Here is a 25,194-nt window from a genome sequence, read left to right on the forward strand (position 1 = left end):
CTGGAAAGAAGCAGGCCGGAAGCAAGCGCCATTTCCATAGCCCAGCCCCGCGCGGGGCTTTTTCATGTCAGCCGTTGGCAACCAGTGAGTCCACGAGATCGCGCCCCTCGCGATAGGCCGCATCGAGCGCCTCTGCTTCGGTCGCAAAGACGTCGCCGAGTTCATAAAACTGCTTGCGTTGCCCGGCATGACGCAGATCAGCGCCTGGTCGGCATACATACCCGTTGTAATGGTAGGGGGTGTTTGGCGTCGGGGGCCCGTATGCAAGGATCGGCAGCACCCAGATTTCAAATCCCTTGTAGTCGATTTTTTCCCACATAGACACCTCGAACGTTAGTGTCGCGGTACCGCCGCGCGCGGTTCTTTTCTTCGTATGGCTGCGGCTTTCTGAGTCTAGATCGACTAGATCGTCGACATACGCGAAGGCGGCCGCGTTTATTTGTGGTTGATCTTTGCCAAGCGCTCCATACACTTTACGCATGTCATCGCGTAAAGGAAATGTCATGAAGCCGATCAGGTTGCGCGTGCCGCGGGAGGAAGCAGGGAACCTCCCGGACGATCTCACCGCATGGGCGAGCACCAGTGGAGTCGATCCAGGTCTCACGATATTCAACGAACCGGGGAAGACCACGAACACCAGCTCGACCACGCTGTATCTCGTCCATGTGAACGAAAGCTTCTTCGATCAGTTTCCGGAGTGGCGCATGTACATTGAGCAGTAGCGTGGCAGCGCTTGCGGAGCGCGTTGGATGTAAGCCTCGCAGCTTGGCATGTGCGACGCGTTGGCTCGAACTTGACCGGTGGGCGTTTGCGGTAAACATCGCTGGAGTTCCGATGGTCATGCGCGAATATTACGAAGCGGAATCGTCTGTTGCGTCTGCGACTTCAAAAACGCACTCGCGTGCAGCGCTTTCGCTCACGCGCCGAACCGCTCGATCACGAAATCGATGAAGCTGGTGAGCTTGGGCGTGGCGCGGCGATCGCGCGGATAAAGCAGATGAACCGGCGCGCCTTCAGGCAGATAGTCCTCGAGCACCGACACCAGTTCGCCGCTGGCGATCTCCTTGGCGAGCAACGCCTCCGGCTGCAACACGAGGCCGAAGCCGCGCAACGCGGCAACCTTGAGCGCCTGGCCGTTGTTGGCGCGAAACCGGCCCGCACGCAGCGGCTTGTCGCCGGCGGTTTCGCCGTCTAGCCGCCACGTTCCTTCGCGGCCCCAATGCAGAAAACCGAGGCATTCGTGATGCGCGAGATCGGCCGGCGTGCGCGGCGTGCCGGCGCGCGCCAGATACGCGGGCGACGCGCACGCGCGCATCCGGTAGGGCTTCAACGGTCGCGCGACGAAGCTCGAATCCGGCAGATGACCGATCCGCACCGACGCGTCGAAGCCCTCTTCCACCAGGTCGATCACACGGTTCGACAGATCGAGTTCGAGCGTGACGTCCGGCCACGCGCTCAGATAGTCGGTCATGGCGGGCGCGAAAACCTCGGCGCCGTAAGTGAGCGGCACCGTCACCTTGAGCACGCCGCGCGGCGCGGCCGCCATCGCCTCGGCGAGCGACTCGGCCGCCTTCACGTCGGCGAGAATCCGCCGGCATTGCTCGTAATACTGCCGGCCTATCTCCGTCAGACTTTGCCGGCGCGTGGTGCGCGTGAGCAGCCGCGTCGCCAATCGGGTTTCGAGCGAACGGATGTGCTTGCCCACCATCGCCGACGAAATGTCGAAGCGCTCGGCCGCCGCAGTCAAGCTGCCCGCCTCGACCACGGCGACGAAAATCTCCATGCTGACGAATTTATCCACCCGCTATTTCCTGTTCGTTTCGGTTGTAAGCGTTTGTCGCGCACGAGCCGCATTGTAGGGATATCGTGATACTAATAGCGCCGACGGCGAACCAGGCAGCCGGTCGCCATGCGTCGCCACGGCTCACGCATGCATGGCGGGCCGCTCGCCCTGTACGCCTTGTCCCAATTCGAATAGACATCAGGAGTTTCGATGAAAAAAACACTGGTACTGCTGGCCTCCGCCGTCGCGATGAGCGGCGCATTCGCCCAGGCTTCCGCGCCGGTTCCGGCTTCCCCCGCGGCGAGCGCCGCCGCTTCCTCGCCCGCCGCCAAGGCCGGACACGAGCGCAACGTCGAGGACCGCATCGCCTACCTGCACTCGCAATTGAAGATCACGGCGGCGCAGGAGCCGCAGTGGAACGCCTTCGCCGACGTGATGCGCGGCAACGGCCAGACGATGGGCCAACTGTTCCAGCAGCGCAAGGCGGCCACCAACGTGACGGCGGTCGACGACATGAAGCAATATGCCGCGATCTCGCAAGCGCACGCGGACGGCATGAAGAAGCTGGTCGACGCATTCGACCCGCTGTACAACAGCCTCTCGCCGGAACAGAAGAAGCTGGCCGACGTGACGTTCCATCAGCCGGGCGGCGTCGAGGGTGGTCGGCGTCATCATGGCAAGGGCAAGGTCGGCAAGGTCGCGCCGGCGCCCGCGAGCGACGCGGCGGTCAAGCCGTAAGACTTTGATCGCGCGCAGCGCGGCGTTTGCGCGCTGCGCCGCGATTCATTCACGCCGCCGTCAGCGGCAAAAGAAGCGGGTCTCGAGACGCATCTGGCATGATGCGGGCATGCGCGGCGCCACGTCACGGCGCCGCGGTCAACATCTCTCCACCCATTCGCTTCATGACCGAACTCAAAAACCTCGACCTCAGTCAAGATGCCAACGCTCGCCGTGTCGTCAAGAACGAAACGGTGAGCGTCGAATTCGCCGCCGCCGAAGGCCAATTGATGAGCCTCGAAGGCCCGAACCGCTATGCTCGCGGCGACGCGCTGATCACCGGATCGACCGGCGACCGCTGGGTCGTCTCGCGCGAGCGCTTCGATGCCAAATACCTCCCTGCCGACGCCGCCGTCTCGCATGGCCAACCGGGCCCGTACCGCAACCGCCCCGCCGTCGTCCTCGCCAAACAGATGAACGAAGCGTTCTCGCTCGCCCGCTCGGCGGACGGCGGCGACGTGCTGCACGGCGCGGCCGGCGACTGGATCATGCAGTACGCGCCGGGCGACTACGGCGTCGTCCAGGCCGCGCGCTTCGCGAAGGTCTATCGGCTCGCGGATTGATTCGCTTCAGGCAAAACTGTCAGGCAAACTCGTCGCCCAGATCGACGGTGACGTCGCGCGGCACCGCCTCGCCGTTCGCATACTGCTCTTCGAGCGAGCCGATGCTCGCTTCGACATACGCGCGCAGCACCGCGAAACTGCGGCCGCGCAGCCGCGCCGGCAACGCGCGATAACGCGCCCACGCGGCCGGCGCGATCACCACGCTCATCACGATGCGGCGCGCGGCCGCGCCGAAACGCATCGCCACCCAGTGAATCGCCAGCGTCGGCGTGCCGTCCTCAGCCGCGCGCTGGATGAACTGCGTCTGCTCGGGGAACAGATCGCTGATGACGCGCGCCAATTCCTCGAACTCGGAATTCGCGCAGTCGTATTGGTAAGCTTCCATGAGATGTGCCGAAAGTGGTCTGGAGAGTCCGCGGATATCGCCAAGATGGGCCGACGGTTCAACGCGCCGGCATGGCTCATGCGGGCACCGGCGCACGCCGGAACGTCCTGAACAACAGACCCGCGACGAGCAGCGCCGCGAGCGCATAAATACCGTCCACCGCCGCGAGCGGCACGAGCTGCGCCTGGAACAGCGCGGCGGGCACGTCAACCAGCGCGTGCAGCACGATGGCGAGCGGCAGGATGCCGCGCCAGCCCGCCCGCAAGCCGCGCCACATCAGCACCGACAAGCCGATCTGGAACACCAGCGCGGCCACGCGTTCGAGCGCGAAGATGCCGGCCGTCTGCGGCGTCAGGCTTGCGAGAATCACGTGGATGCGCATCAACGAATCGGCCGGCAGGTTGCTTAGATAGCCGTCCAGTTCGCCACGGTTTTCGAGCACCGCGAACAGAATCCATTGAATCTGCACCAGCACGCCGACGAGCCACGCTTCGGCGCCGCCGTGGCCGAGGCCGTAGGTGAGCGCGGTGCCGTCGCCGGCGGCCGCCGTGGAGGCCGGCTTCGCCGCGGCGCGCTTAAGCAGCAGGCGCATGCCGATGAAGCGTCCCACCTCCTCGCAGATTCCGGCAACGAGCGCGGCGTACACCACGAAGGCGAGCGGATTCGACAGGAAAGTGGCCGTCGCCTCGTTCCGATGCAGCACGTAATCGTTCAGCGCGCGCTCGATCACCATCGCGAAGAGCGCGAACACGGCGATGCCGATGATCGCATCGCGCGGCTTGAGCGCGAGCGGCCGGCGCAGACGACGGTAGATCAGGAACGGTAAAGCGGCGACCAGCAGCGTCGCGACGGCGAGGCTCGACAGGGTAAGCGGTGCAACAACCATGAGTTTCCTTGCGATGACCGGCGCGCACCCGCTGCGCGCCGCAGCCCGAATGATCGCAGATCAGCGCGAAGTCAGCGCGGAGTCAGCGGGAAGTCAGCGGGAAGTCAGCGGGAAGTCAGTGGGAAATCAGCAGGAAATCAGCGCAAGGTCGAGGCGCGGACGATCAATTCGCCCTGCAAAAGGCAGTCGCGCGCACTGGTTTGAACGCCTTCGATGCGCTCGTGCAGGAACTCGACCGCGCGGTAGCCGATCTCGTAGGTGGGCTGGCGGATGGTCGTGACGCCGGTCAATTCGGCCCAATCGGGGTCGTCGATGCAGAGGAGCGCGACGCGTGATTGCCAGGCGGCGCCGTAACGCGCCTTCAGGTGCAATGCGAGGCAGAGCGCGACCGGCGCGTTCGCGGCGAACAGGGCGATGCGTGCGGCGTTGGTTGGGGCGTTGGTTGGGGCGTTGGTTGGGGCGTTGGTTGGGGCGTTGGTTGGGGCGTTGGTTGGGGCGTTGGTTGGGGCGTTGGTTGGGGCGTTGGTCGAGGCATTGCTTGCATCGCCAGCCGCATCGATCGCGCGGTCGAGTTCGGCGAGGCCGCGTTGCACCGCGGCGCTGTCGGCAAGATCGAGCACCAGCGTATGCCCGCGCACGCGACCATTGGCGCCTGCACGACTTACTCCGCTTACTCCGCTTACTCCGCTTACTCCACTTACTCCCGACGCCCCCCAACCGCCCTCCCCTCGACCACCCACCGCACTCGCACTCCACTCCCCCTGCGCGCGCATCACCTCGCGAAACGCCGCCTCGCGCAACTGCCGCGAACTGACCTGCTCGAACGGCTGCACGACGAACCAGATCTCGTCGAAGCCGTTATCCAGCAGATGCCGCGTGCCGAGTTCGGCCGCCGCCCGGTTGTCCAGGCCGACCATATCGGCGACGAGCCCTTCCACCGAACGGTCCACCAGCACCGCCGGAATCCCGCCGCCGCCCACCGGCCGCAGCGTTTCCTCGCGCACGCCGAGCGCGTTGACGATCACGCCTTCCACCCGATAGGTGGTGAGCAGTTGCAGATAGCGCCGCTCCATCTCCACTTCGTTCGCCGCGTGGCAGATCAGCGGCATCAGGCCGAGTGCGTGACAGGCCGCTTCCGCGCCTTGCAGCACCTCGACGGTGTACGGATTGGTCAGGTCGGCGAGCAGCATGCCGATCAACCGGTTGCGGCCACGCTTGAGCCCACGCGCCATCTGGTTCGGCTGATAGTCGAGCCGTTCGATCGCCGCCTCGATGCGCGCGCGCAACTCGGGCGACAACGCGCTCATCTCGCCGTTCAGATAGCGCGAGATGCTGGTCTTGCCGGTGCCGGCTTCGCGCGCGACGTCGGTGATCGTCGCGCGGCGCGGCGTGGCGGGCGGCATCGGGTTCATTGGCGCATGGCTCACCGACGCAAGACTCCGCGATTGACGATGTTGGCGGTGAGCGTGCCGTCGAGCGCAGCGACCAGGTTTTCCGCCGCGTTGCGCGCCATCGCGTGACGCGTCTCGTGAGTCGCCGAGCCGATGTGCGGCAACGCGACCACGTTCGGCATCGTCAGCAAAGGCGAATCGGCCGGCAGCGGTTCGGTCTCGAACACGTCGAGACCCGCGCCGTGAATCGTGGCGTTGCGCAGCGCCTCGATCAGCGCGTTTTCGTCGACGGTCGCGCCGCGCGAAGCGTTGATCAGAATCGCGCTGCGCTTCATCGACCCGAGTTCGGCCGCGCCGATCAGGTGCTTCGTCTCGGGCGTCAAGGGCACTTGCAGGCAGACGAAATCGGCGCTGGCAAGCAGCTCCGCCAACTCGACGCGCCGCGCGCCGTACGCCTGTTCCGCCTGCGGATTCGCGCTGCGGTTCGTGTACAGCACCTTCATGCCGAAGCCGAGCGCCGCGCGCCGCGCGACCGCGCCGCCGATGCGCCCCAGCCCGACGATGCCGAGCGTCTTGCCCTGCACGTCCACGCCGAAATGCGCCGGCCCGATGCTTTGCCGCCACTGCCCGGCCTTGACCCAGTTCGCGAGTTCGACCACCCGGCGCGCCGACGCCAGAATCAGCGAGAACACGGTGTCGGCGGTCGATTCGGTCAGCACGTCCGGCGTGTGCGCGAGCACGATGCCGCGCCGCGTGAGATCGGCGACATCGAACTGGTCGAAGCCCACCGAGATGGTCGACAAGGCCTTCAGCCGGCTCGCGCCTTCGAGCATCGCCGGCGTGATCCTCACGCTGGCGCCGATGCCGCCGTCCGCGTCGCACAACGCGGCAACCAGCGCGTCGTGCCGCGCGGGATCGACCTGCACGACTTGCGCATGCTGTTGCAGATAGGCGAGCACGTCCTCGGGCAACGATTTCCAGGCGACGATCTTCTTCATCAGCTTATTTTCCTTGCAACGGTGTGGCGAGCGTGGGGGCCTTGCTGAGCGGCTGCGGCTTGACGGCCAGCGTCAGGATCACCGCGGCGATCAACGCCACGCTCATGAACGCATACGATGCCGCGGGCGAGCCGGTCGCGCCGTTCAGATAGCCGACCACGTACGAGCCGACGAACGAACCCAGCGCGCCCATGCTGTTGATCAGCGCCATCGCGCCGCCCGCGACGTTCTTCGGCAGCAGTTCCGGCACGATCGCGAAGAACGGGCCGTAAGGCGCGTACATCGCGGCGCCGGCGATCACCAGCAGCGCGTACGACAGCCAGAAGTGCGTGGAGCCGATCGCATACGACGCCGCGAAGGCCACCGCGCCGATCAGCAAAAACGGCCACACGAACACCTTGCGGCGGTTGAGTTTATCGGATGCCCACGAAGCCGCAAGCATCGCGATCGTCGCGGCCAGATACGGCAGCGCGGACAGCCAGCCGGTTTCCACCATGCCGAGCGTCGAGCCGTTCTTCAGGATCGACGGCAGCCACAGCACGAAACCGTACACGCCGATGCTCCAGCAGAAATATTGCGCGCACAGCTTGATCACCGCCGGCGAGCGGAACGCCTCGCCGTAATTGCGCACGGGTTTGATCGCGGCCTGCTCGGCGCGCAGCGTTTCGGCGAGATCGGCCTTCTGTTGCGCCGTGAGCCACGAGACCTGCTGCGGCTTGTCCTGCACGATGAACCACCAGCACACGGCCCATAGAATCGCCGGCACGCCTTCGGCGACGAACATGTGACGCCAGCCGAATGAATGCACCAGATAGCCGGACACCACCGACATCCACAGCACCGTGACCGGATTGCCGAGAATCAGGAAGGTGTTGGCGCGCGAGCGCTCGCGCTTCGTGAACCAGTTGCTGATGAAGATCAGCATCGCCGGCATCACGGCGGCTTCGACCACGCCGAGCATGAAGCGGATCACCATCAGCGAGGGAATGTTGCTGACCATGCCGGTCAGCGCCGCGCAGCCGCCCCACAAAATGAGGCTCCAGAACACGAGCTTCTTGACGCTGCGGCGTTCCGCGTAGATCGCGCCCGGAATCTGGAAGAAGAAATAGCCGAGGAAGAACAGCGCGCCGATCAGCGACGACAGTCCCTTGCTGATGCCCAGGTCCTGGTTGATGCCGGCGGCGGCGGCGAAACCGTAGTTCGCGCGGTCGAGATAAGCGAGGCTGTAGGTGATGAAAACGATCGGCATGATCGTCCACCAACGGCGGATCGCAAGCGATGAAGTCATGGGTGTCTCCTTTGACGGCTTTCCGAAACAATGATGAACGGTTGTCATGCGGCGCCGTGCGGGCGCTCTTGTTGTTATCGAACGGCGTTCACGCGGCGTTGGCGATGCGCGGTGCGGCAGTGAGTTCGAGCGTATCGAGTTCGAGCGCGTCGAGTTCGGCGCGCGTCGGCAGACCCTCGGAATCGCCGATCACCTGGATCGCCAGCGCGCCGATGCGATTGCCGCGCGCCACCGCTTGCGGCAGCGGCTTGCCTTCGAGCAACGCGCTGATCACGCCGACCGCGAAGCCGTCGCCCGCGCCGACCGTGTCCACCACGTTCGCGACGGGTTCACAGGCGATCACGGCGGCATCGTCGGCGCTGCGGAAATACGCGCCTTGCGCGCCGAGCTTGACGATCACGGCGCGCGCGCCGCGGTCGAGATAGAACTTCGCGATGTCCTCGGGCTGCGTGTAGCCGGTCAGGATCTCGCCCTCGCCGATGCCGGGCAGCACCCAGTCGGCCAGGGCCGCGAGCGCGTTCAAGCCTTCGACCATCGCCGCGCGCGAGGGCCACAGCGTCGGACGCAGGTTCGGGTCGAAGGAAATCGTCTTGCCGGCCGCACGCATTTCATGCGCCAGATGGAAGGCGAGTTCGCGCGAACTCGCGGAGATCGCCGGGGCCACGCCCGTCAGATGCAGATGACGGGCGGAGAGTACGTATTGCGCCGCGTAGTCGTCCAGCGACAGGTGGCTCGCCGCCGATCCCTTGCGGAAGTATTCGATCGCGGGATCGCTGCCGTCGTCGGCTTTCGACTTCAGCTGGAAGCCGGTGGGGTAGCGCTCGTCGGTGGTGACGCGGCGTTGGTCGATGCCTTCCTTCGTCAGCGTGTCGCGCACGTACTGGCCGAATGAATCGTGGCCGACGCGGCTCATCCAGCCGACCCTGAAGCCGAGCCGGGCAAGACCGATCGCCACGTTCAGATCGGCGCCCGCGACGCGCTTGGTGAACCGTCCGACGCCCGCGAGCGGGCCGGTTTCGGCGGCCACGAACATGGCCATTGCTTCGCCGTAGGTGATGACGTCGAGTGCTGCGCCTGGGTTGCTCATGCTTCGCTCCTGCGGGTCCTTTGGGTGGTGGGTCGGGGTGGTGCCGGTTTACGGGTTGCGTGTCCTGGTGCGCTTTTTTGCGTGGCCTCTTTGCGTGGCCTCTTTGCGTGGGCCTCTTTGCGTGGGCCTCTTTGCGTGTGCTTCTTTGCGTGTGCTTCTTTGCGTGTGCTTCTTTACGGCGTTGCTTCTTTACGGCGTGTGCTTCTTTACGGCGTTGCTTCTTTACGGCGTGTGCTTCTTTACGGCGTGTGCTTCTTTACGGCGTGTGCTTCTTTACGGCGTGTGCTTCTTTACGGCGTGTGCTTCTTTACGGCGTGTGCTTCTTTACGGCGTGTGCTTCTTTACGGCGTGTGCTTCTTTACGGCGTTTGCTTCTTTACGGCGTTTGCTTCTTTACGGCGTTTGCTTCTTTACGGCGTTTGCTTCTTTACGGCGTTTGCTTCTTTACGGCGTTTGCTTCTTTACGGCGTTTGCCTCTTCACGGCGTGCGCTTCCCCGCACGCGCCTCTTTGACTCCGCTAACACTGCTCACGCCTCGCCGCCTACTTTCCGCCGCGCGTCTTTTTACCTACCGCTGCTCTCTCAGGTCCTGCCTGCCGCTTACGCGGCGGCCAGCCATGCGACGTAGTGCGCCGCGTCCGTATCGATACGGCTCGCATCGAACGGAAATTCGATGCCGCGCGGCACGTGGCGCGGCAGGTTGTCGAGCACCGCGGCGAACTGCGCGTCGCCGGCGGCCGGAGCGGCGGGAAAGCGCCGCGCGCCTTCGCCCACCGCCGTCTTGCAATGGATGTATTCGACGTGCGCCGCGAGCGGCCCGGCCGCGTCGAGCGGCGCGACACCGCGCCATGCCCAGTTGCCGATGTCGAAGGTCATGCCCAGCACGTCCGCATGCCCTTCACGCGCCAACGCGTCGAACAGCCCGACGAATTGCGCGAGCGATCCGCCTTCGGCCAATTGCCCGTTTTCGACGACGAGCCGCACATCCGCACAACGCATATGCTCGGCGATCACCGCGGCATTGGCCTCGGCGGCGAAACCGCCGAGTTGCAACTTGACGAAGCGCGCGCCGAGCGCAATCGCTTCTTCGACGGAGACGCGCAGCGCGTCGGCGTTCAGCTTGCCGTCCGTCGTGTAAAGCGAAGCCGGCGTCGAGTAGACCGACCACAGGCCCAGCTCGGCAATCCGCTTGCCGAGCGCGCGCAACGCGGGCGGCGCCGCGTCGGCCTCGTCGGAAAACAGTTCGCGGCGCACCTCGAAGCCGGCCGCGCCGGCTCGCCCCGTCGCCTCGGCCCATTTCAGATGGCCGCCCGCGCGGACCGCCTCCATGCCGAAAGCGCTTGCCACGATCACCACGTCAACTGCTTCTGTCATGTCGAATCCGCTCGAATTTTGCGTCGTATCAGCGTTTGGAACCGGTTCCAACACCGTTTCGAAAAAAAGCGCCGAGGCGCTTGGACGACCGAATAGTGCGCCGTGGCCGGGGTGACGCACCATAGAGGAAATCCCCAGGGGAAGCGTGGCATGGCAAGTGTGTCGAGCGTGTCTGCTGGCGGCGAGGATGCCCGGAGCCGCCCGCCGGGATCCCACGGTCCGCAGCCTTGGCGCCGGCAACCGGTCCGCCAGTTTCGCGCTGATTCGCGTCACATCGCGCGTCACATCGCGCTTCACATCGCGCGTCACATTGCACGCCACTTCACGCGCCATCCGCGAGACACAGGGCGAGAAACTGTTCGACCACCCGCGACGGCGCGCTCGCATGCGGCACGAGGATCGACAGCCGCCGCGTCAGCGGCTCCGGGCTTAGCGAGAACAGACGCAACGCGCCGTTCTCATGGCGCATCGACATGGCCGAGACAAAGCCGATGCCCATGCCGGCCCGCACCGCCTCCTTCACGCCCTCGACGCCGGCGATTTCCAGGGCGACTCGCATCGGCACGCCCGCGCGCGCGAACGCCCGCTCGACGACCTGCCGCACGCCCGATCCGGCCTCGCGCAAAACCAGCGGATGCGCGCCGAAATCCGCCAGTTCCGCCCGCCTGCTTTCGAGACCCGCGCCGCCCGCCTGCGCCAACGGATGCGAGCGCGGCATGATCGCGACGATCTCATCCTCACGCCAGGCGTGCACCGCGGTGTCGGGCGGCAGATCCGCGCCGACCGGCCCCTCGACCAACGCGATGTCCACCGAGCCGAGCGCGCCGACGATCTCCGTGGTATTGCCGTCCGCGGTATGCAGCGTGACGTCCGGATGGCGGCGATGGAAGTCGGCGATCAGATACGGCAGCAGATAACTCGCCGGCGTGGTGCTCGCGCCGATCCGCAACGTGCCTTGCTCCAGGCCGCGCAAGGCGTCGCGGTACGCGTGCGCTTGCCGCCAGGTATCGCGCAGCCGCGCGGCATAGCTCGCCAGTTGCTCGCCGGCGGGCGTAAGGCGCACCCCGCGGCCGTCGCGCTGGTAAAGCGGTTCGCCGAATTCGTCCTGCAACTGCCGCAATTGCCCGGACACCGCCGGCTGCGACAAATGCAATGCGACAGCCGCGCGACTGATGTTGCGATGCTCGGCGACGACGGCGAAAGTTATAAGCTGGTCGGGGGTCATGAGGATACAAATATCGATTTAGCCGATACTTTACATCCCAAATCACGATTTTTCATATCGTTATATTCAATTTAGGATTAGGGCCATTGAATCAGCCAGCCAATAAGGACTGCGCCATGACCACTGCCCATCTCACCGCTGCAACCACACCGGCCGGATCGTCCACTCGCGGCCTGCTCAACGGCATTCTTTTCGTCGCGCTTTTCGCGGCTGCCGTGACCCACATCGCGTCGATTCCGGCCATCGCCGGATTGGGGCTGAGCCCGCTGATCGTCGGCATCGTGGCGGGCGCCGTTTACGGCAACGCGCTGCGCGACGGCATGCCGGAAAGCTGGGCGGCCGGCATCAACTTTTCGGCGCGCAAGCTTCTGCGCATCGCGGTGGCGTTCTTCGGGCTGCGCGTGAGTCTGCAGGAAATCGCTCAGGTCGGCTTGCCGGGGCTCGCGGAATCGGTGCTGATCGTCGTGAGCACGCTCGTGCTCGGCACGTGGGCCGGCATGAAAATCATGAAACTCGACCGCGACACGGCGTTGCTGACGGCCGCGGGCAGCGCGATCTGCGGCGCGGCCGCCGTGCTCGCCTTCGAGTCGACGCTGCAATCGAAGCCGCACAAGAGCGCGATGGCGGTGGGCAGCGTCGTGCTGTTCGGCACGCTTTCGATGTTCCTCTATCCGGCGCTGTTCAAGGCGGGCTGGCTGCATCTGGACACGGTCGGCGCGGGGCTTTTCTTCGGCGGCACGATTCACGAGGTGGCGCAAGTGGTCGGCGCGGCCAGCAACGTGAGCCCGGAAGCGACGCACATCGCCACCATCGTCAAGATGACTCGCGTGATGCTGCTGGTGCCGGTGCTGCTGATGGTCGGCATGTGGGTGAACCGCACGGCGCGCGGCCCGGCGGCGCACGACGGCAAGCACCATGCCCCGCGCAAGCTGGCGATTCCGTGGTTCGCGCTCGGCTTTCTCGCCTTCGTCGTGATCAACTCGCTGCATGTGCTGCCGGAAACCGCGACCAGCGCGCTCAACACGCTCGACACCTTCGCACTGACGATGGCCATGACCGCGCTCGGCATCGAGACGCGCATCTCGCAGATCCGTCAGGCCGGCCCGCGCGCGCTGACCACCGGTTTCATCCTGTACGTGTGGCTGACCTTGGGCGGACTCGGAATCACATGGACTGTCCAGCACCTGCTCGGCTAAGCCGCCCTCGCCTTCGAACCCACCCCGCCGCGCGCGGGGTTTCGCGCATTCTGGAGAACATCCGGCGCGCTCGCACGGCATACTGGTTGCTCACGTTACCTACTCATGCAACCCGTTCACCGCAACCCGAATGAGGATCGATCGATGAGCCTGGAACTTTACTATTGGGACGGCCTGCAAGGCCGCGGCGAATTCGTGCGGCTCGCGCTGGAAGAAGCCGGCGCCGACTACGTGGAAGTGGCGCGCGGCGAGCCCGCCGAGGGCCTCGGCACGAGCGCGATGATGGCCGTCATGAAGAGCAGGGACGAACCGTATCCGCCCTTCGCGCCGCCGTTTCTGAAGGACGGCGATCTGGTGATTTCGCAGACCGCCAACATCCTGTTCTACCTGGGCCCGCGGCTCAACCTCGCGCCTTCGGTGGAGAGCCTGCGCTACGTCGCCAACGGCCTGCAACTGACGATCGCCGACGTGGTCACCGAGGCGCACGACACGCATCATCCGCTCGCCAGCGCGCTCTATTACGAGGATCAGAAAGACGCGGCCAAGGCGCGCGCGCACGACTTCATCGACAACCGCATTCCGAAGTTCATGAATTATTTCGAGCGCGTGCTGAAGCAGAATCCGGCCGGCGACACCTTCATGGTGGGCGATGCGCTCACCTACGTCGACCTGTCGATGTTCCAGTTGATCGACGGTCTGCTATACGCGTTTCCGCGCGCGCTCAAGCGTTTCGGCGAACACTATCCGCGGCTCGCCGCGCTGCACGACGCCGTGATCGAGCGGCCGAACATCGCCGCGTATCTGCAGTCGGAACGGCGCATCGAGCATAACGAAGCGTGCATCTTCCGGCACTATCCCGAACTCGACAAGGCGGCGGCTTGACCCGCGCCGCTCTTCCCCGCTCACCCGCCGCCGCGCGCCCGCTTTCGAGAGCGGGCGCGCTGCTGTTGCCGTGCGCGTTTTTCCACTCCCTCTCACGCCCTGTCCCGCCGACGTGCTTTCGTTCCTGCTGAAGCTGCGCACCCGCGCCCAAAATCTCTTCCGTCTCTCGGAAGCCCATACGATGCTGGTCTGGTCGGTGGTGGTCGGCGTCGCCGGCGCCTTCGCGACGATCGCTTTTCGCGAGGGCATCGCGCTGCTGCAATTCGCGGTGGCCGGCAAGTCCGGCAGTTTCGTCGAAATGGCGCGCAGCCTGCCGTGGACGGTGCGGATCTGGCTGCCCGCCGCAGGCGGTCTGATCGCCGGTTTCTTTCTGCTGATCGCGCAGCGTCACGCGGACAAATGCAACCACATCGACTACATGGAAGCGGTCGCGATCGGCGACGGCGTGGTGCCGGTGAAGCTGAGCCTGTGGCGCAGCGTGTCGTCGCTGTTCACGATTTCGAGCGGCGGCTCGATCGGCCGCGAAGGACCGATGGTGCAACTGGCGGCGCTCGCCGCATCGCTGATCGGACGCTGGGTGCATTTCGACCCGGCGCGGCTGCGTCTGCTGGTGGCCTGCGGCGCGGCGGCGGGGATCACGTCCGCGTATAACGCGCCGATCGCCGGCGCGTTTTTCGTCACCGAGATCGTGCTCGGCTCGATCGCGATGGAAAGCTTCGGGCCCGTGGTGGTCGCCGCCGTGGTCGCCAACATCACGATGCGCGAATTCGCCGGCTACAAGCCGCCGTACGAGATGCCGGTGTTTCCGCCGGTGACGGGCGTCGAGGTGATGCTGTTCGTCGCGCTCGGCGTGCTGTGCGGCGCGGCCGCGCCGCAGTTTCTGCGGCTGCTCGACGCGTCGAAGGCGGGCTTTCGCAAGCTGCCCTTGCCGCTGCCCGCGCGGCTCGCGCTCGGCGGCCTGGTGGTCGGCATTCTGTCGGTGTGGACGCCCGAGGTCTGGGGCAACGGCTACAGCGTGGTCAACTCGATCCTGCATTCGTCGTGGACGTGGGGCGCACTCGTCGTCGTGCTGCTGTTCAAGCTGATCGCGACGGCGGCCACCGCCGGCTCGGGCGCGATCGGCGGGGTCTTCACGCCGACGCTTTTCGTCGGCGCGGTGGTCGGCTCGCTGTTCGGCCAGGGCATGCACGCGCTGTGGCCGCACGGCACGTCGGCGCCGTTCGCCTACGCGATGGTCGGCATGGGCGCGTTTCTGGCGGGCGCGACCCAGGCGCCGCTGATGGCGATCCTGATGATCTTCGAGATGACGCTCAGCTATCAGGTGGTGTTGCCGCTGATGCTGTCATGCGTGGTCGCGTATTTCGTGTCGCGCGCGATCGGCAAGACCTCGATGTACGAAATCACGCTGCGCCGCAATCAGCAGGAACAGGAACGCATCCGCCTGCGCGCCACGCAGATGCGTGAGCTGATCCGCCCGGCCGAAACCGTCGTGCCGCCGAACGCGACCGTGCACGACATGACGCGCGTGTTCCTCGAATATCCGGTGAAGTATCTGTACGTCGCCAATGAGTCGGGGGCGTTTCTCGGCGTGGTCGCGTTGAAGGACATCACCTCGGATCTGCTCGACAAGCGCGATACCTCCACCAAGACGGCCGCGGATTATCTGCAACCGCATTTCGACGTGCTCACGCCCGACATGCCGCTCGGCGTCGCGTTGCAGCACTTCCTCGCGTTCCAGGGCGAACGGCTGCCGGTGATCGAAAGCGCCGCGCATCCGACGCTCGCGGGCGTGGTCTACAAGACCTCGCTGCTCGACGCTTATTTCCGCATGAATCCGGCTCGCTAGGCAGGCGCCCGCCGTGCAAAGCCCGGCGGATTCCCTACAATAAGAAAGACGCCGCGCCGAAATGCGAGCCGCGCGCGTGACGCCACGACGGGCGCATCGAGACGCCCGACCTTCGATCGGAGCGAAGATGAGCGAACCGTCCCTCGATGCCGTGCGCCGCGACCAGGCGGGCTGGATTTTCCTGCATATCGAAGGCGAGCCCTACGACCGCGGCGAGCAGCACGGCCAGTTGCTCGCCGCCGAAATCCGCAACGCGATCCACACCGCCCGCTATCTCGCGAAGTGGGACACCGGCGAAGACTTCGACACCTTCGTCGACGCGGCGACCTCGCAGTTCGCCAACCAGCTCGACACCGAATTCAGCGACGAAATCCAGGGCATCGCCGACGGCGCGCAGTTGCCGTTCGCCGAAGTGCTGGCGTGGAATGGCTATATGGATCTGCTGCAAAGCTGGTGGCCGACGCACGCGGCGCAGCGGGAGCCGCGCCTTGGCCTCAAGCCGTGGCGCGGACGGCGCGGCCACCACTGCAGCGCGTTCATCGCGACCGGCAAGGCCACCCGCGACGGCCGCATCGTGATGGCGCACAACTCATGGGACCGCTATGCCGCGGGCGACGCGTTCAATGTGGTGTTCGACATCGTGCCGGATCGAGGCAACCGCATTCTGATGCAGGGCTTGCCCGGCTGCATCTCCAGCCTCACCGATTTCTGGATCACCGCCGCCGGGCTGATGGTGACCGAAACCACCATCTCCAACTTCGTCGGCTACAACGCGGCGGGCGCGCCGGAGTTCTATCGCTCGCGGCGCGCATCGCAGTACGCGAACAGCATCGGCGAATGGTGCGAGATGTTCGCGGTCGCCAACAACGGCGGCTACGCGAATAGCTGGTTGCTCGGCGACGTCAAGACCGGCGAGATCGCGCGCTACGAACTGGGGCTGCACTATTCCGGTTTCGAGAGCACGAAGGACGGCTTCTACAGCGGCTATAACACCGCCACCGATCTGAAGATCCGCAATCAGGAATGTCTCGGGGAAGGCGAGGACTATACCGACGTACGCAAGAACGGCGCGCGGCGGCTGCGCTTCATGCAACTCGAGGACATGCATCGCGGCAAGATCGACGTCGAGCTGGCCAAGCAAATGATCGCCGACCATCACGACGTCTATCTCGACCGCAACGACAACCCCTGCTCGCGCACCATCTGCGGGCATCTGGAACTGGACGACGCGCGCTTCGGCGGCAGCGATCACGGACCGTTCAATCCGTGGGGCGCCAACGACGGCAAGGTCGCCGACAGCGAAATGGCGCGCGAGATGGCGTTCAGCGCGCGCTGGGGGCATCCCTGCGGGCGGCCGTTCGACGCCCAGGCGTTCATGAAACGGCATCCGCAATGGAACTGGCTGAACGGCTATATGCGCGACCGGCCGTCGTGGCCGTGGACGCGATTCGAGGTATTGCGTGAGGGAAACTGAACGCGGAACGACCGTCCGCGACAGCCCGGTCCCTTCCTGCCATCATCCGCGCTACGCGACGGCGTTTTTATTGGCGTTCGGGGCGCGTTGCGGAATTTGACCAACTAAGATGGTAAGTACGCGTGGCCGCGAATCGCGGCGTCGCGTGCGGCTGGCGCCCTCCTTTCGACGCGGGGACGGCACAGCGCTTGCTGACTCGTTAGCGCCGCATGAGCTTAGGAGGTCGGGTGATGAAAACCTCGACGCTGTTGATCATGGTGACGCTGTCAGCCTCGTGTTTCGCCGCGCCGGTGCATACCGCGACGGACACCAGCAACGCCGGCATCCTTGCCGAACGCGCCAATGCGGCACCTGTCGCGCCGCCGGCGCCGGATGTCGCCGCCACGGACGACAATCGTCCGGACCGATGGAAACACATCGCCTTGCCCAGGTCACGGCACCTCGGGCGCGGCTTCATCGGACGAAACGAGCGTTTGCAGACTTGATAGGGCTGGTCTGGTTGGCCGAGTTCGGTTCGCGCGTTCAGTCGGCGCTTTCGTTCGGCGCTTTCGTTCGGCCCTGAACCGGTGCGCGCCGACGAGCGCAGGTTCGCGCGACAATGGAGTCCGATGGCGTGATCAAGATGGCTCGGCGAATCGCGGTGACGTCTGAAGAATCGGCGGCCGGACTTGTCCATTGCTTAGCGGCGGCATCATTCCCGTCCAGCAGCACGGCAACAACAACCAGGAGCGCTTGCATGACCGCATCGGCTATTCCCGGCGAATCGATCGATCTTCAGATCGCCGATCTTTTGAGCGAAGTCCAGTTTCCGACCAATAAGGACGCGCTGGTCGACGCCGCGCGCGAAGCCGGCGCGAGCAACGAGGTGCTGTCGATGCTCGACGGCATGCCGGAACAGGATTACGTCGACATTGCGTCGGTCACGCGGCTCCTCGGCAGCAACTACGGACCAGGGCTCGCCGGATAAGCGACGTTGGGCGGGAGCGGCTGCGGGCGCTGACGGCACGGCGCTTGGAGGGGCTTGTATGGCTGCAAGCGCGGTGACTAGCAGCACCGGACTGACCGGCACGGCTAAACGCGCGTTGGCGCACGGCGCACGGCGGACCGGCACGGCCGTAAGCGCTCTGACGAGCGGCTACCGGACTGACTGGCACAGCTAAACGCGCACTGGCGAACGACGCCCGGCGGACCGGCACGGCCGTAAGCGCTCTGACGAGCGGCTACCCGACTGACCGGCACAGCTAAACGCGCACTGACGAACGACGCCCGGCGGACCGCACGGCTAACGCGCCGACGAGCCGCGCCGACTCACACCAACGCCCCGCCATCCCCCCGCCCCCATCAAACCGTCGACGGCGCCGCCACGCCTCGCGCGCGCGAAGCCTTGAGCAACGGCCGCGGCCGCGCCTCTTCTCCCCGCAACGCAGACGCCGGCAGGCCGTCGTCATAATCCGGCGAACCCGCAACCGCACGCCGCGGCGCCAGCATCCGCGAACCGCGCGTGTGCTGCCCTTCCTGCTGGAAATGCTCGACGAGGTGATCGATGAAGGTCCGCACCTTCGCCGGCAAGTGAAAGCGGCTCGGATACGCAATCGCGATTTCGACCGGCGGCAGACGATACTCGCCCAGCAGCGGCACGAGCCGCCCGGACGCCAGATCCCGGCCGATCAGATAGCTCGGCAGAATCGCCACGCCCATGCCCAGCAGCGCGAACTGCCGCAGCATCTCCGTATTGTTCGCGGCGATCGCGTTGGTGGGCCGCACGCGGATTTCGCCGTCCGGCCCGCTGAACACGCGCTCGTCGCCGCCCTGCTCCTGCGGCCGGCTCAAACAGGGATGTTCCAGCAGATGCTCCGGGCGCGTGGGCGTGCCGTGCCGCGCCAGATAGGCCGGCGTCGCGCAGACCGTCATGTGGCCCGTGGTCAGCCGCCGCGTGACGATGCTCGCGCTGCGCATGGGCCGCGCGACCAGAATGCCGACGTCGAAACCCTCTTCGACCAGATCGACGTGACGATCCGCGAGCGTGACGTCCGGCACCACGTCGGGATAGCGCGCCGCGTAGGACTGGACCACCGGCGCGAGACTATGCAGCCCGAACACCACCGGCGCGACGATGCGCAAGGTGCCGACCGGTTCGTGATTGCGCGCCACCACCATCTGCTCGACGCCGTCGAGGTCGTCGAGAATGGAACGCACGCGCTCCAGATAAGCCGCGCCGGACTCGGTCAGCGCGAGCCGCCGCGTGGTGCGATTGATCAGGCGCGTGGCGAGACGCGCTTCCAGGTCGGCGACATGACGGGTGACGACGGCGGTGGAAAGCTCCAGCGCGCCGGCCGCGCGGACGAAACTGCCCAGGTCGGCGACCTTGACGAACACGCGCATCGATTGCAGTTGATTCATGGGACGACTCCTGCCTCGGTAACGCCGGGCCGGCGCGACGCTGCCGCCTCTATCGACCCGTGCGGCAAGGCGCGCGCGGGTTTGCCCAACGAATCGATTGTATCGATCGAGCCTGTCCCAACCCTGACCCGTACATGACAATCCGGTCAGATTTCCGACGCGCTTGCAGCCGCGCTGCGAGGCTCGTCGCGAACCTTGAGATAGGTATAAACCCTTAGATGCTGGTAACATAGCGCCCGAAAGGAAACTAACCGCTATGCCACATCGTTTTCAGCTTTTCGAAAAAATCGCGTTTTCGCTGGTCTGCTGGTCCGCCGCGGCCTGTTCGGCCTTCATCGCCTATGAGCGCTGCCCGGACATCCGGGTCGTCCTGCACGCGAGCAAGGAAGTGCTGCGCTACAGCGGTGAGTATTCGTTCATTTGCGCCACGCCGGTCGCGGACGCTTGCGCGCAATTGCCGACCAACTGATCCGCCTGATCCGCCCGGATTCGTCGCTCATCCCACCACGCGGGCCGCGCGGATCACGCGTCGCGCCCGAACACCACGCGCGCGAAAAATTGCGCCAGCACCGTCTCGGCCATCTCCGCCGACACGTTTTGCGGATCGACCGTGTAGAAGAACTGCACGCCGTCGCATAAGCCCATCAAGCCCACCGCCAACCCCTCCGCGGGCAGCAGGAGCGGCGTACCCACGCGTGCCGAAAACTCGCGGATGTACGCGCCCAGTTGTTCGAGCTTCTCGTGCATGAACGCGTTGAAGCGCAGCCGGAAGCGGCCGTCGCGCACGGCCAGCAGCTTGGCCTCCACCCACAGCAGGAAGCACTTGTTCTCGCGATGCAGATTGCTGTAGTAGCGCAGCACGCGCGCTTCCATTTCCTCGCGCGAGGCCGAGTTTTCGAAGATCGCCTGCAAGCCGGCCTGCATCGTCTCGTGATCGCGCCGCAGTAGTTCGAGAAACAATTCGCTCTTGCTGCGGAAGTTCGAATAGAACGCACCGCGCGTATAGCCCGCTGCCGCCGCAATGTCCTCGACGCTTGCCGCGACGAAGCCTTTCTTCATGAAAATCGCCTGCGCAGCGTCGAGCAGACGCTGACGCGTCTGGTCCTTGCTCTGTTCCCGTGTGAGTCGTTGCCGTTTCATGAGCGCAAGTCTAGCACCGAAAAGAATTTAAATTCATCCTCGCATTCAAATACAGGTGTGTATTAGAATGCGATTCACCATTCGAAGTCCGATGCGCATGCTGTCTGCATAAAACGACCTGCGTGTCCCCGCTGGCGGGCCCCCTGCGGCTTGCCGTGTTCGTTCGCCGTCACCAGTTGGGGTAATTGTGAAGCGTCCCGGTCCTCCCGCATCGTCAGCGATGCGCCAGCAGTCACAGCGGCTTGCCCGTTCCGCGCGTTTGCGCCGCGCAACCTTCGCGCTTGCGCTCACCGGCCTGGTCACGCTGGCCGCGTGCTCGAAAAAAGAAGCGGCCGCGCCCGTGCCGCGCCCGGTGGTCGCCGTGGCCGTGCATGCCGACGGCAAGGCCGCGCCGGCGGCGTCGTTGCCCGGCGAAGTGCAGGCGCGCTATTCGACGCCGCTGTCGTTTCGCGTCGGCGGGAAGATCATCGAGCGGCGCGTGCGCCTCGGCGACGTGGTCAAGACCGGCCAGATCGTCGCCCGGCTCGATCCGGCGGACGCGCAAAAGAGCGCGGCCAGCGCACAGGCGCAGCTCACCGCCGCGCAGCACGCTTTCACGTACGCGAAGCAGCAGCTCGAGCGCGACCAGGCGCAGGCGAAAGAAAACCTGATCGCGCCCGCGCAGCTCGAACAGACCACCAATGCCTACGCGTCCGCCGCCGCGCAGCGCGACCAGGCGGCGCAGCAGGCGGCGTTGTCGAAAGACCAGCTGCAGTACACCGCGCTCGTCGCCGATCACGCCGGCGTCATCACCGCCGAACAGGCCGACACCGGCCAGAACGTGTCCGCGGGTCAGGCCGTCTACAACCTCGCGTGGAGCGGCGACGTCGACGTGGTGTGCGACGTGCCGGAAAGCGCGCTGGCCGCGCTGGCGGTCGGGCAAACCGCCAGGGTCACGCTGGCCGCGCTGCCGGGACGCAGCTTCACCGCGCGGGTGCGCGAACTGTCGCCCGCCGCCGATCCGCAAAGCCGCACTTATCGCGCGAGGCTCACGCTCGAGAACCCCGGCGCCGACGTGCGCCTCGGCATGACCGCCGATATCGCGATCTCCACCTCGCCGGCGAACAGCGCGGCGAATCAAGGCAGTTCCTTCGTCGTGCCGGCTACCGCGCTGTTCCACGACGGCGCCGAACCCGCGGTATGGGTCGTGCGAGCCGCGGACAACGCATTGGAACTGCGCCGCGTCACCGTCACGCGCTACAACGAGCGCACCATCGTGATCGGCGGCGGGCTCAAGGAAGGCGAACGTGTCGTGCTGCAAGGCGTGCATACGGTGAGCGCCGGCGAGAAAGTCCGGCCGATCGCGCCGCTGCATCCCGAGGACTTCGCTTCATGAGCACCACGCAAGAAGAAGGACGCTTCAATCTGTCCGCATGGGCGCTGCGCCACCAGGCGCTGGTGGTCTTCCTGATCGCGCTCTCCACCGCGTTCGGCATCCTCGCCTACACCCGGCTCGCGCAATCCGAAGACCCGCCCTTCACGTTCCGCGTGATGGTGATCCGCACCTTCTGGCCGGGCGCCACCGCGCGCCAGGTGCAGGAGCAGGTGACCGACCGCATCGGCCGCAAGTTGCAGGAAACGCCCGCGATCGATTTCGTGCGCAGCTACTCGCGCCCCGGCGAATCGCTGACGTTCTTTTCGATGAAAGACTCGGCGCCGGTCAAGGACGTGCCCGAAACCTGGTATCAGGTGCGCAAGAAGGTGGGCGATATCGCGGCGACCTTGCCGCAAGGCATTCAAGGGCCGTTTTTCAACGACGAATTCGGCGACGTCTACACCAACATCTACACGCTCGAGGGCGACGGCTTTTCCGCCGCGCAACTGCACGATTACGCGGACCAGTTGCGCACCGTGCTGCTGCGCGTGCCGGGTGTCGCCAAGGTCGATTATTTCGGCGACCCGGATCAGCACATCTACATCGAAATCGCCAACACGCAACTCACGCGTCTCGGCATTTCGCCGCAGCAGCTAGGCCAGGCGATCAACGCGCAGAACAGCGTCTCGCAAGCCGGCACGCTGACCACCGCCGACGACCGCGTGTTCGTGCGCCCCACCGGCCAGTTCAAGGACGTCGCCGCGCTCGCCGACACGCTGATCCGCATCAACAACCGCTCGTTCCGTCTCGGCGACATCGCCACGATCAAGCGCGGCTACGACGATCCCGTCGCCACGCAAATGCGTTCCGGCGGCAAGGCCGTGCTCGGCATCGGCGTGACGATGCAGCCGGGCGGCGACGTGATTCGCCTCGGCAAGGCGCTCGACCAGGAAACGGTCCGGCTGCGCCAGCACCTGCCTGCCGGCTTGCAACTGGCCGAAGTGTCGAGCATGCCGGAGGCGGTCGCGCGCTCCGTCGACGACTTTCTCGAAGCGGTGGCCGAGGCGATCGCGATCGTGCTGGTGGTGAGCCTCATTTCATTGGGCGTGCGCACCGGCATGGTGGTCGTGATCTCGATACCGGTGGTGCTCGCCGTCACCGCGCTGTGCATGTACCTGTTCGACATCGGCCTGCACAAGGTCTCGCTCGGCACGCTGGTGCTGGCGCTGGGCCTGCTCGTGGACGACGCGATCATCGCGGTCGAAATGATGGCGGTGAAGCTCGAACAAGGCTGGAACCGCACGCGCGCGGCGGCTTACGCGTACACCAGCACCGCGTTTCCGATGCTCACCGGCACGCTTGTCACGGTGGCCGGCTTTCTGCCGATCGCATTGGCCAAGTCGAGCACCGGCGAATATACGCGCTCGATTTTCGAGGTGTCGGCGATCGCGCTGATCGCATCGTGGCTCGCGGCGGTCGTGCTGATTCCGCTGCTCGGCTATCACCTGCTGCCCGAGCGCAAGCGCCACGAACACGAAGCGGACGATCACGAGCACGACATCTACGACACGCGCTTCTATACGCGGCTGCGCGGCTGGGTCGGCTGGTGCATCGAGCGGCGCTTCATCGTGCTGACGATCACCGTCGTGCTGTTCATCGTCGCGATGGCGGGCTTCACGCTCGTGCCGCAGCAGTTCTTCCCGAGTTCGGACCGTTCCGAGTTGCTGGTGGACGTGCGCTTGCCCGAGGGCGCGTCGTTCGATGCGACGCTGCGCCAGGCCGAGCGGCTCGAAAAAACGCTCGCGGGCCGGCCGGAAATCGACCATACGGTGAACTTCGTCGGCAGCGGCGCGCCGCGTTTCTATCTGCCGCTCGATCAGCAATTGCAGCAGCCGAACTTCGCGCAGTTCGTGATCACCGCGAAGTCGGTGAAGGATCGCGAGAAGCTCGCGCAGTGGCTCGAACCCGAATTGCGCGACAAATTCCCCGCGATCCGCACGCGCCTGTCGCGGCTCGAGAACGGGCCGCCGGTCGGCTATCCGGTGCAGTTCCGCGTGAGCGGCGACGACATCGCCACGGTGCGCTCGATCGCCGAGCGCGTCGCCGCGACGCTGCGCGCCAATCCCGGCACGCGCGGCGTGCAGTTCGACTGGGACGAACCCGCCGAGCGCTCGGTGCGCTTCGAGGTCGATCAGAAGAAAGCGCGCGAACTCGGCGTGAGCTCGGAGGACATCTCCAGCTTCCTCGCGATGACGCTTTCCGGCTACACGGTCACGCAGTACCGTGAACGCGACAAGCTGATCAGCGTCGATCTGCGCGCACCGAAAGCCGAACGCGTCGATCCCGCGCCACTCGTCACGCTGGCGATGCCGACGCCGAACGGCCCCGTGCCGCTCGGCACGCTCGGCCATCTGCGCAACGATCTCGAATACGGCGTGATCTGGGAACGCGACCGTCAACCGACGATCACCGTGCAGTCCGACGTCGGACCTGGCGCGCAAGGCATCGACGTCACGAACGCCGTCAACAAGGCGCTCGGCCCGATTCGCGCGACGCTGCCGGTCGGCTACCGGATCGAGGTGGGCGGCTCGGTGGAGGAAAGCGCCAAGGGCCAGACGTCGATCAACGCGCAGATGCCGATCATGATCATCGCCGTGCTCACGTTGCTGATGATCCAGTTGCAGAGTTTCTCGCGCGTGCTGATGGTGGTGCTGACCGCGCCGCTCGGTCTGATCGGCGTCGTGTTGACGCTGCTGCTGTTCGGCCAGCCGTTCGGTTTCGTCGCGACGCTCGGCGTGATCGCCATGTTCGGCATCATCATGCGCAACTCGGTGATCCTGGTCGATCAGATCGAGCAGGACATCGCCGCGGGGCATAAGCGCTTCGATGCGATCGTCGGGGCGACGGTACGGCGTTTCCGGCCGATCACGCTGACCGCGGCCGCCGCCGTGCTCGCGCTGATTCCGCTGTTGCGCTCGAACTTCTTCGGTCCGATGGCCACCGCGCTGATGGGCGGCATCACCAGCGCGACCGTCCTTACGCTGTTCTATCTGCCCGCGCTGTACGCCGCCTGGTTCCGAGTGCGCGGCGACGAACGCGAGCCGCAGGCGCCGTCCGCGTCCGGTTCGGCGCATACGGGGAATTGA

At 65.6% G+C, this 25,194-nt stretch carries 24 protein-coding genes and 2 pseudogenes; 12 read left to right on the forward strand and 14 right to left on the reverse strand.

The features are described 5' to 3' along the window. Window positions 1–67 precede the first annotated feature (67 nt). Together CUJ90_RS33190 and CUJ90_RS09590 are read right to left on the reverse strand one after the other, a co-directional pair. Entirely contained in the window at window positions 68–649 is a 582-nt protein-coding gene (locus CUJ90_RS33190; protein ID WP_244219897.1) for a hypothetical protein, read from the reverse strand. Between the two features lie 267 nt (window positions 650–916). Then, window positions 917–1,801 (reverse strand): LysR substrate-binding domain-containing protein, encoded by an 885-nt coding sequence (locus CUJ90_RS09590; protein ID WP_114162542.1) that lies wholly within the window; start codon window positions 1,799–1,801, stop codon window positions 917–919. A 192-nt stretch (window positions 1,802–1,993) separates the two neighbouring features. Between CUJ90_RS09590 and CUJ90_RS09595 the strand changes: the two genes are divergently transcribed. After that, on the forward strand, window positions 1,994–2,521 hold the full coding sequence (locus CUJ90_RS09595) for a Spy/CpxP family protein refolding chaperone (RefSeq protein WP_114162543.1): 528 nt from the start codon (window positions 1,994–1,996) through the stop codon (window positions 2,519–2,521). Window positions 2,522–2,685: 164 nt separating this feature from the next. Beyond that, window positions 2,686–3,123, forward strand: a complete 438-nt coding sequence (locus tag CUJ90_RS09600) for a PGDYG domain-containing protein (RefSeq protein WP_073431056.1) — start codon at window positions 2,686–2,688, stop codon at window positions 3,121–3,123. Between the two features lie 19 nt (window positions 3,124–3,142). Here CUJ90_RS09600 and CUJ90_RS09605 read toward each other — a convergent pair whose 3' ends face one another. From CUJ90_RS09605 to CUJ90_RS33725, 3 genes are all read right to left on the reverse strand, one after another. Next, window positions 3,143–3,508, reverse strand: coding sequence for a DUF3022 domain-containing protein (locus CUJ90_RS09605; protein WP_114162544.1), 366 nt, complete (start codon window positions 3,506–3,508; stop codon window positions 3,143–3,145). A gap of 76 nt (window positions 3,509–3,584) precedes the next feature. Next, entirely contained in the window at window positions 3,585–4,394 is an 810-nt protein-coding gene (locus CUJ90_RS09610) for a YhfC family intramembrane metalloprotease (protein ID WP_114162545.1), read from the reverse strand. Window positions 4,395–4,531: 137 nt separating this feature from the next. Continuing rightward, on the reverse strand, window positions 4,532–4,810 hold the full coding sequence (locus tag CUJ90_RS33725; protein WP_422879700.1) for a substrate-binding domain-containing protein: 279 nt from the start codon (window positions 4,808–4,810) through the stop codon (window positions 4,532–4,534). Here CUJ90_RS33725 and CUJ90_RS33730 point away from each other — a divergent pair. Continuing rightward, window positions 4,809–4,865, forward strand: a pseudogene (locus tag CUJ90_RS33730) (hypothetical protein); the annotation flags it as partial. The gene CUJ90_RS33725 and the pseudogene CUJ90_RS33730 sit on opposite strands and share 2 nt — an antisense overlap. A 416-nt stretch (window positions 4,866–5,281) precedes the next feature. Here CUJ90_RS33730 and CUJ90_RS33735 read toward each other — a convergent pair. The 6 genes and pseudogenes from CUJ90_RS33735 to CUJ90_RS09640 form a co-directional block, all read right to left on the reverse strand. Further along, window positions 5,282–5,806 (reverse strand): annotated as a pseudogene (locus tag CUJ90_RS33735) (LacI family DNA-binding transcriptional regulator); the annotation flags it as partial. Between the two features lie 11 nt (window positions 5,807–5,817). Beyond that, complete coding sequence (locus tag CUJ90_RS09620) at window positions 5,818–6,783, reverse strand: 2-hydroxyacid dehydrogenase (protein WP_114162547.1); 966 nt, start codon at window positions 6,781–6,783, stop codon at window positions 5,818–5,820. A gap of 4 nt (window positions 6,784–6,787) precedes the next feature. Beyond that, complete coding sequence (locus CUJ90_RS09625) at window positions 6,788–8,071, reverse strand: MFS transporter (RefSeq protein ID WP_114162548.1); 1,284 nt, start codon at window positions 8,069–8,071, stop codon at window positions 6,788–6,790. An 88-nt stretch (window positions 8,072–8,159) separates the two neighbouring features. After that, window positions 8,160–9,158: a sugar kinase gene (locus CUJ90_RS09630; protein WP_114162549.1), complete on the reverse strand. Its 999-nt coding sequence runs from the start codon at window positions 9,156–9,158 to the stop codon at window positions 8,160–8,162. 599 nt (window positions 9,159–9,757) lie between these two features. Next, complete coding sequence (locus CUJ90_RS09635) at window positions 9,758–10,531, reverse strand: sugar phosphate isomerase/epimerase family protein (protein WP_114163508.1); 774 nt, start codon at window positions 10,529–10,531, stop codon at window positions 9,758–9,760. A 322-nt stretch (window positions 10,532–10,853) separates the two neighbouring features. Beyond that, a complete protein-coding gene (locus tag CUJ90_RS09640; protein WP_114162550.1) occupies window positions 10,854–11,756 on the reverse strand; it encodes a LysR family transcriptional regulator in 903 nt (300 codons plus the stop codon). 116 nt (window positions 11,757–11,872) lie between these two features. Here CUJ90_RS09640 and CUJ90_RS09645 point away from each other — a divergent pair, with 116 nt between their 5' ends. The 5 genes from CUJ90_RS09645 (at window position 11,873) to CUJ90_RS09665 (ending at window position 17,639) form a co-directional block, all read left to right on the forward strand. Further along, window positions 11,873–12,952 (forward strand): YeiH family protein, encoded by a 1,080-nt coding sequence (locus CUJ90_RS09645; RefSeq protein ID WP_114162551.1) that lies wholly within the window; start codon window positions 11,873–11,875, stop codon window positions 12,950–12,952. Window positions 12,953–13,096: 144 nt separating this feature from the next. Continuing rightward, window positions 13,097–13,834, forward strand: coding sequence for a glutathione S-transferase (locus CUJ90_RS09650; RefSeq protein ID WP_114162552.1), 738 nt, complete (start codon window positions 13,097–13,099; stop codon window positions 13,832–13,834). Window positions 13,835–13,946: 112 nt separating this feature from the next. Continuing rightward, the gene (locus CUJ90_RS09655; protein ID WP_114162553.1) at window positions 13,947–15,680 is read left to right on the forward strand and encodes a ClcB-like voltage-gated chloride channel protein; all 1,734 of its coding nucleotides are present in this window, start codon (window positions 13,947–13,949) and stop codon (window positions 15,678–15,680) included. A 127-nt stretch (window positions 15,681–15,807) separates the two neighbouring features. Next, entirely contained in the window at window positions 15,808–17,154 is a 1,347-nt protein-coding gene (locus CUJ90_RS09660; protein WP_073431046.1) for a C45 family autoproteolytic acyltransferase/hydrolase, read from the forward strand. A gap of 230 nt (window positions 17,155–17,384) precedes the next feature. Beyond that, entirely contained in the window at window positions 17,385–17,639 is a 255-nt protein-coding gene (locus CUJ90_RS09665; protein WP_073431045.1) for a hypothetical protein, read from the forward strand. Window positions 17,640–17,676: 37 nt separating this feature from the next. On the opposite strand, the gene CUJ90_RS32350 is transcribed toward CUJ90_RS09665, so the two are convergent. Continuing rightward, complete coding sequence (locus CUJ90_RS32350; RefSeq protein WP_152035341.1) at window positions 17,677–17,892, reverse strand: hypothetical protein; 216 nt, start codon at window positions 17,890–17,892, stop codon at window positions 17,677–17,679. Here CUJ90_RS32350 and CUJ90_RS09670 point away from each other — a divergent pair. Further along, a complete protein-coding gene (locus CUJ90_RS09670; protein WP_073431044.1) occupies window positions 17,891–18,121 on the forward strand; it encodes a DUF2795 domain-containing protein in 231 nt (76 codons plus the stop codon). The two genes, CUJ90_RS32350 and CUJ90_RS09670, sit on opposite strands and share 2 nt — an antisense overlap. Window positions 18,122–18,495: 374 nt before the next feature. Here CUJ90_RS09670 and CUJ90_RS09675 read toward each other — a convergent pair whose 3' ends face one another. Beyond that, window positions 18,496–19,554 carry a LysR family transcriptional regulator gene (locus tag CUJ90_RS09675; protein WP_114162554.1) on the reverse strand — a complete coding sequence of 353 codons (1,059 nt, stop codon included), beginning with the start codon at window positions 19,552–19,554 and terminating at the stop codon, window positions 18,496–18,498. Window positions 19,555–19,810: 256 nt separating this feature from the next. Here CUJ90_RS09675 and CUJ90_RS09680 point away from each other — a divergent pair, with 256 nt between their 5' ends. Then, window positions 19,811–20,023, forward strand: coding sequence for a hypothetical protein (locus CUJ90_RS09680; protein ID WP_073431042.1), 213 nt, complete (start codon window positions 19,811–19,813; stop codon window positions 20,021–20,023). A gap of 53 nt (window positions 20,024–20,076) precedes the next feature. Here the strand turns inward: CUJ90_RS09680 and CUJ90_RS09685 are convergent, their stop codons facing one another. Beyond that, window positions 20,077–20,694: a TetR/AcrR family transcriptional regulator gene (locus CUJ90_RS09685; RefSeq protein ID WP_073431041.1), complete on the reverse strand. Its 618-nt coding sequence runs from the start codon at window positions 20,692–20,694 to the stop codon at window positions 20,077–20,079. A 220-nt stretch (window positions 20,695–20,914) separates the two neighbouring features. On the opposite strand from CUJ90_RS09685, the gene CUJ90_RS09690 reads away from it, so the two are divergent. Together CUJ90_RS09690 and CUJ90_RS09695 are read left to right on the forward strand one after the other, a co-directional pair. Continuing rightward, window positions 20,915–22,069: an efflux RND transporter periplasmic adaptor subunit gene (locus CUJ90_RS09690; protein ID WP_114162555.1), complete on the forward strand. Its 1,155-nt coding sequence runs from the start codon at window positions 20,915–20,917 to the stop codon at window positions 22,067–22,069. Then, window positions 22,066–25,194 carry an efflux RND transporter permease subunit gene (locus tag CUJ90_RS09695; protein WP_114162556.1) on the forward strand — a complete coding sequence of 1,043 codons (3,129 nt, stop codon included), beginning with the start codon at window positions 22,066–22,068 and terminating at the stop codon, window positions 25,192–25,194. The genes CUJ90_RS09690 and CUJ90_RS09695 overlap by 4 nt, the downstream gene beginning before the upstream one ends.

The sequence above is a fragment of the Paraburkholderia terricola genome (genome assembly GCF_003330825.1).
GTDB classification, from domain to species: Bacteria; Pseudomonadota; Gammaproteobacteria; order Burkholderiales; family Burkholderiaceae; genus Paraburkholderia; species Paraburkholderia terricola.

Excerpts from the sequence above, each read along its gene's own strand:
- CUJ90_RS09645 (WP_114162551.1), top strand. The coding sequence starts at position 11,873 with ATGACCACTGCCCATCTCACCGCTGCAACCACACCGGCCGGATCGTCC.
- CUJ90_RS09630 (WP_114162549.1), bottom strand. The coding sequence starts at position 9,158 with ATGAGCAACCCAGGCGCAGCACTCGACGTCATCACCTACGGCGAAGCA.
- CUJ90_RS09605 (WP_114162544.1), bottom strand. The coding sequence starts at position 3,508 with ATGGAAGCTTACCAATACGACTGCGCGAATTCCGAGTTCGAGGAATTG.
- CUJ90_RS09595 (WP_114162543.1), top strand. The coding sequence starts at position 1,994 with ATGAAAAAAACACTGGTACTGCTGGCCTCCGCCGTCGCGATGAGCGGC.
- CUJ90_RS09650 (WP_114162552.1), top strand. The coding sequence starts at position 13,097 with ATGAGCCTGGAACTTTACTATTGGGACGGCCTGCAAGGCCGCGGCGAA.
- CUJ90_RS09600 (WP_073431056.1), top strand. The coding sequence starts at position 2,686 with ATGACCGAACTCAAAAACCTCGACCTCAGTCAAGATGCCAACGCTCGC.
- CUJ90_RS09680 (WP_073431042.1), top strand. The coding sequence starts at position 19,811 with ATGCCACATCGTTTTCAGCTTTTCGAAAAAATCGCGTTTTCGCTGGTC.
- CUJ90_RS09625 (WP_114162548.1), bottom strand. The coding sequence starts at position 8,071 with ATGACTTCATCGCTTGCGATCCGCCGTTGGTGGACGATCATGCCGATC.
- CUJ90_RS09695 (WP_114162556.1), top strand. The coding sequence starts at position 22,066 with ATGAGCACCACGCAAGAAGAAGGACGCTTCAATCTGTCCGCATGGGCG.
- CUJ90_RS09610 (WP_114162545.1), bottom strand. The coding sequence starts at position 4,394 with ATGGTTGTTGCACCGCTTACCCTGTCGAGCCTCGCCGTCGCGACGCTG.
- CUJ90_RS09670 (WP_073431044.1), top strand. The coding sequence starts at position 17,891 with ATGACCGCATCGGCTATTCCCGGCGAATCGATCGATCTTCAGATCGCC.
- CUJ90_RS09690 (WP_114162555.1), top strand. The coding sequence starts at position 20,915 with ATGCGCCAGCAGTCACAGCGGCTTGCCCGTTCCGCGCGTTTGCGCCGC.
- CUJ90_RS09665 (WP_073431045.1), top strand. The coding sequence starts at position 17,385 with ATGAAAACCTCGACGCTGTTGATCATGGTGACGCTGTCAGCCTCGTGT.
- CUJ90_RS09660 (WP_073431046.1), top strand. The coding sequence starts at position 15,808 with ATGAGCGAACCGTCCCTCGATGCCGTGCGCCGCGACCAGGCGGGCTGG.
- CUJ90_RS32350 (WP_152035341.1), bottom strand. The coding sequence starts at position 17,892 with ATGCAAGCGCTCCTGGTTGTTGTTGCCGTGCTGCTGGACGGGAATGAT.
- CUJ90_RS09675 (WP_114162554.1), bottom strand. The coding sequence starts at position 19,554 with ATGAATCAACTGCAATCGATGCGCGTGTTCGTCAAGGTCGCCGACCTG.
- CUJ90_RS09635 (WP_114163508.1), bottom strand. The coding sequence starts at position 10,531 with ATGACAGAAGCAGTTGACGTGGTGATCGTGGCAAGCGCTTTCGGCATG.
- CUJ90_RS09640 (WP_114162550.1), bottom strand. The coding sequence starts at position 11,756 with ATGACCCCCGACCAGCTTATAACTTTCGCCGTCGTCGCCGAGCATCGC.
- CUJ90_RS09685 (WP_073431041.1), bottom strand. The coding sequence starts at position 20,694 with ATGAAACGGCAACGACTCACACGGGAACAGAGCAAGGACCAGACGCGT.
- CUJ90_RS09620 (WP_114162547.1), bottom strand. The coding sequence starts at position 6,783 with ATGAAGAAGATCGTCGCCTGGAAATCGTTGCCCGAGGACGTGCTCGCC.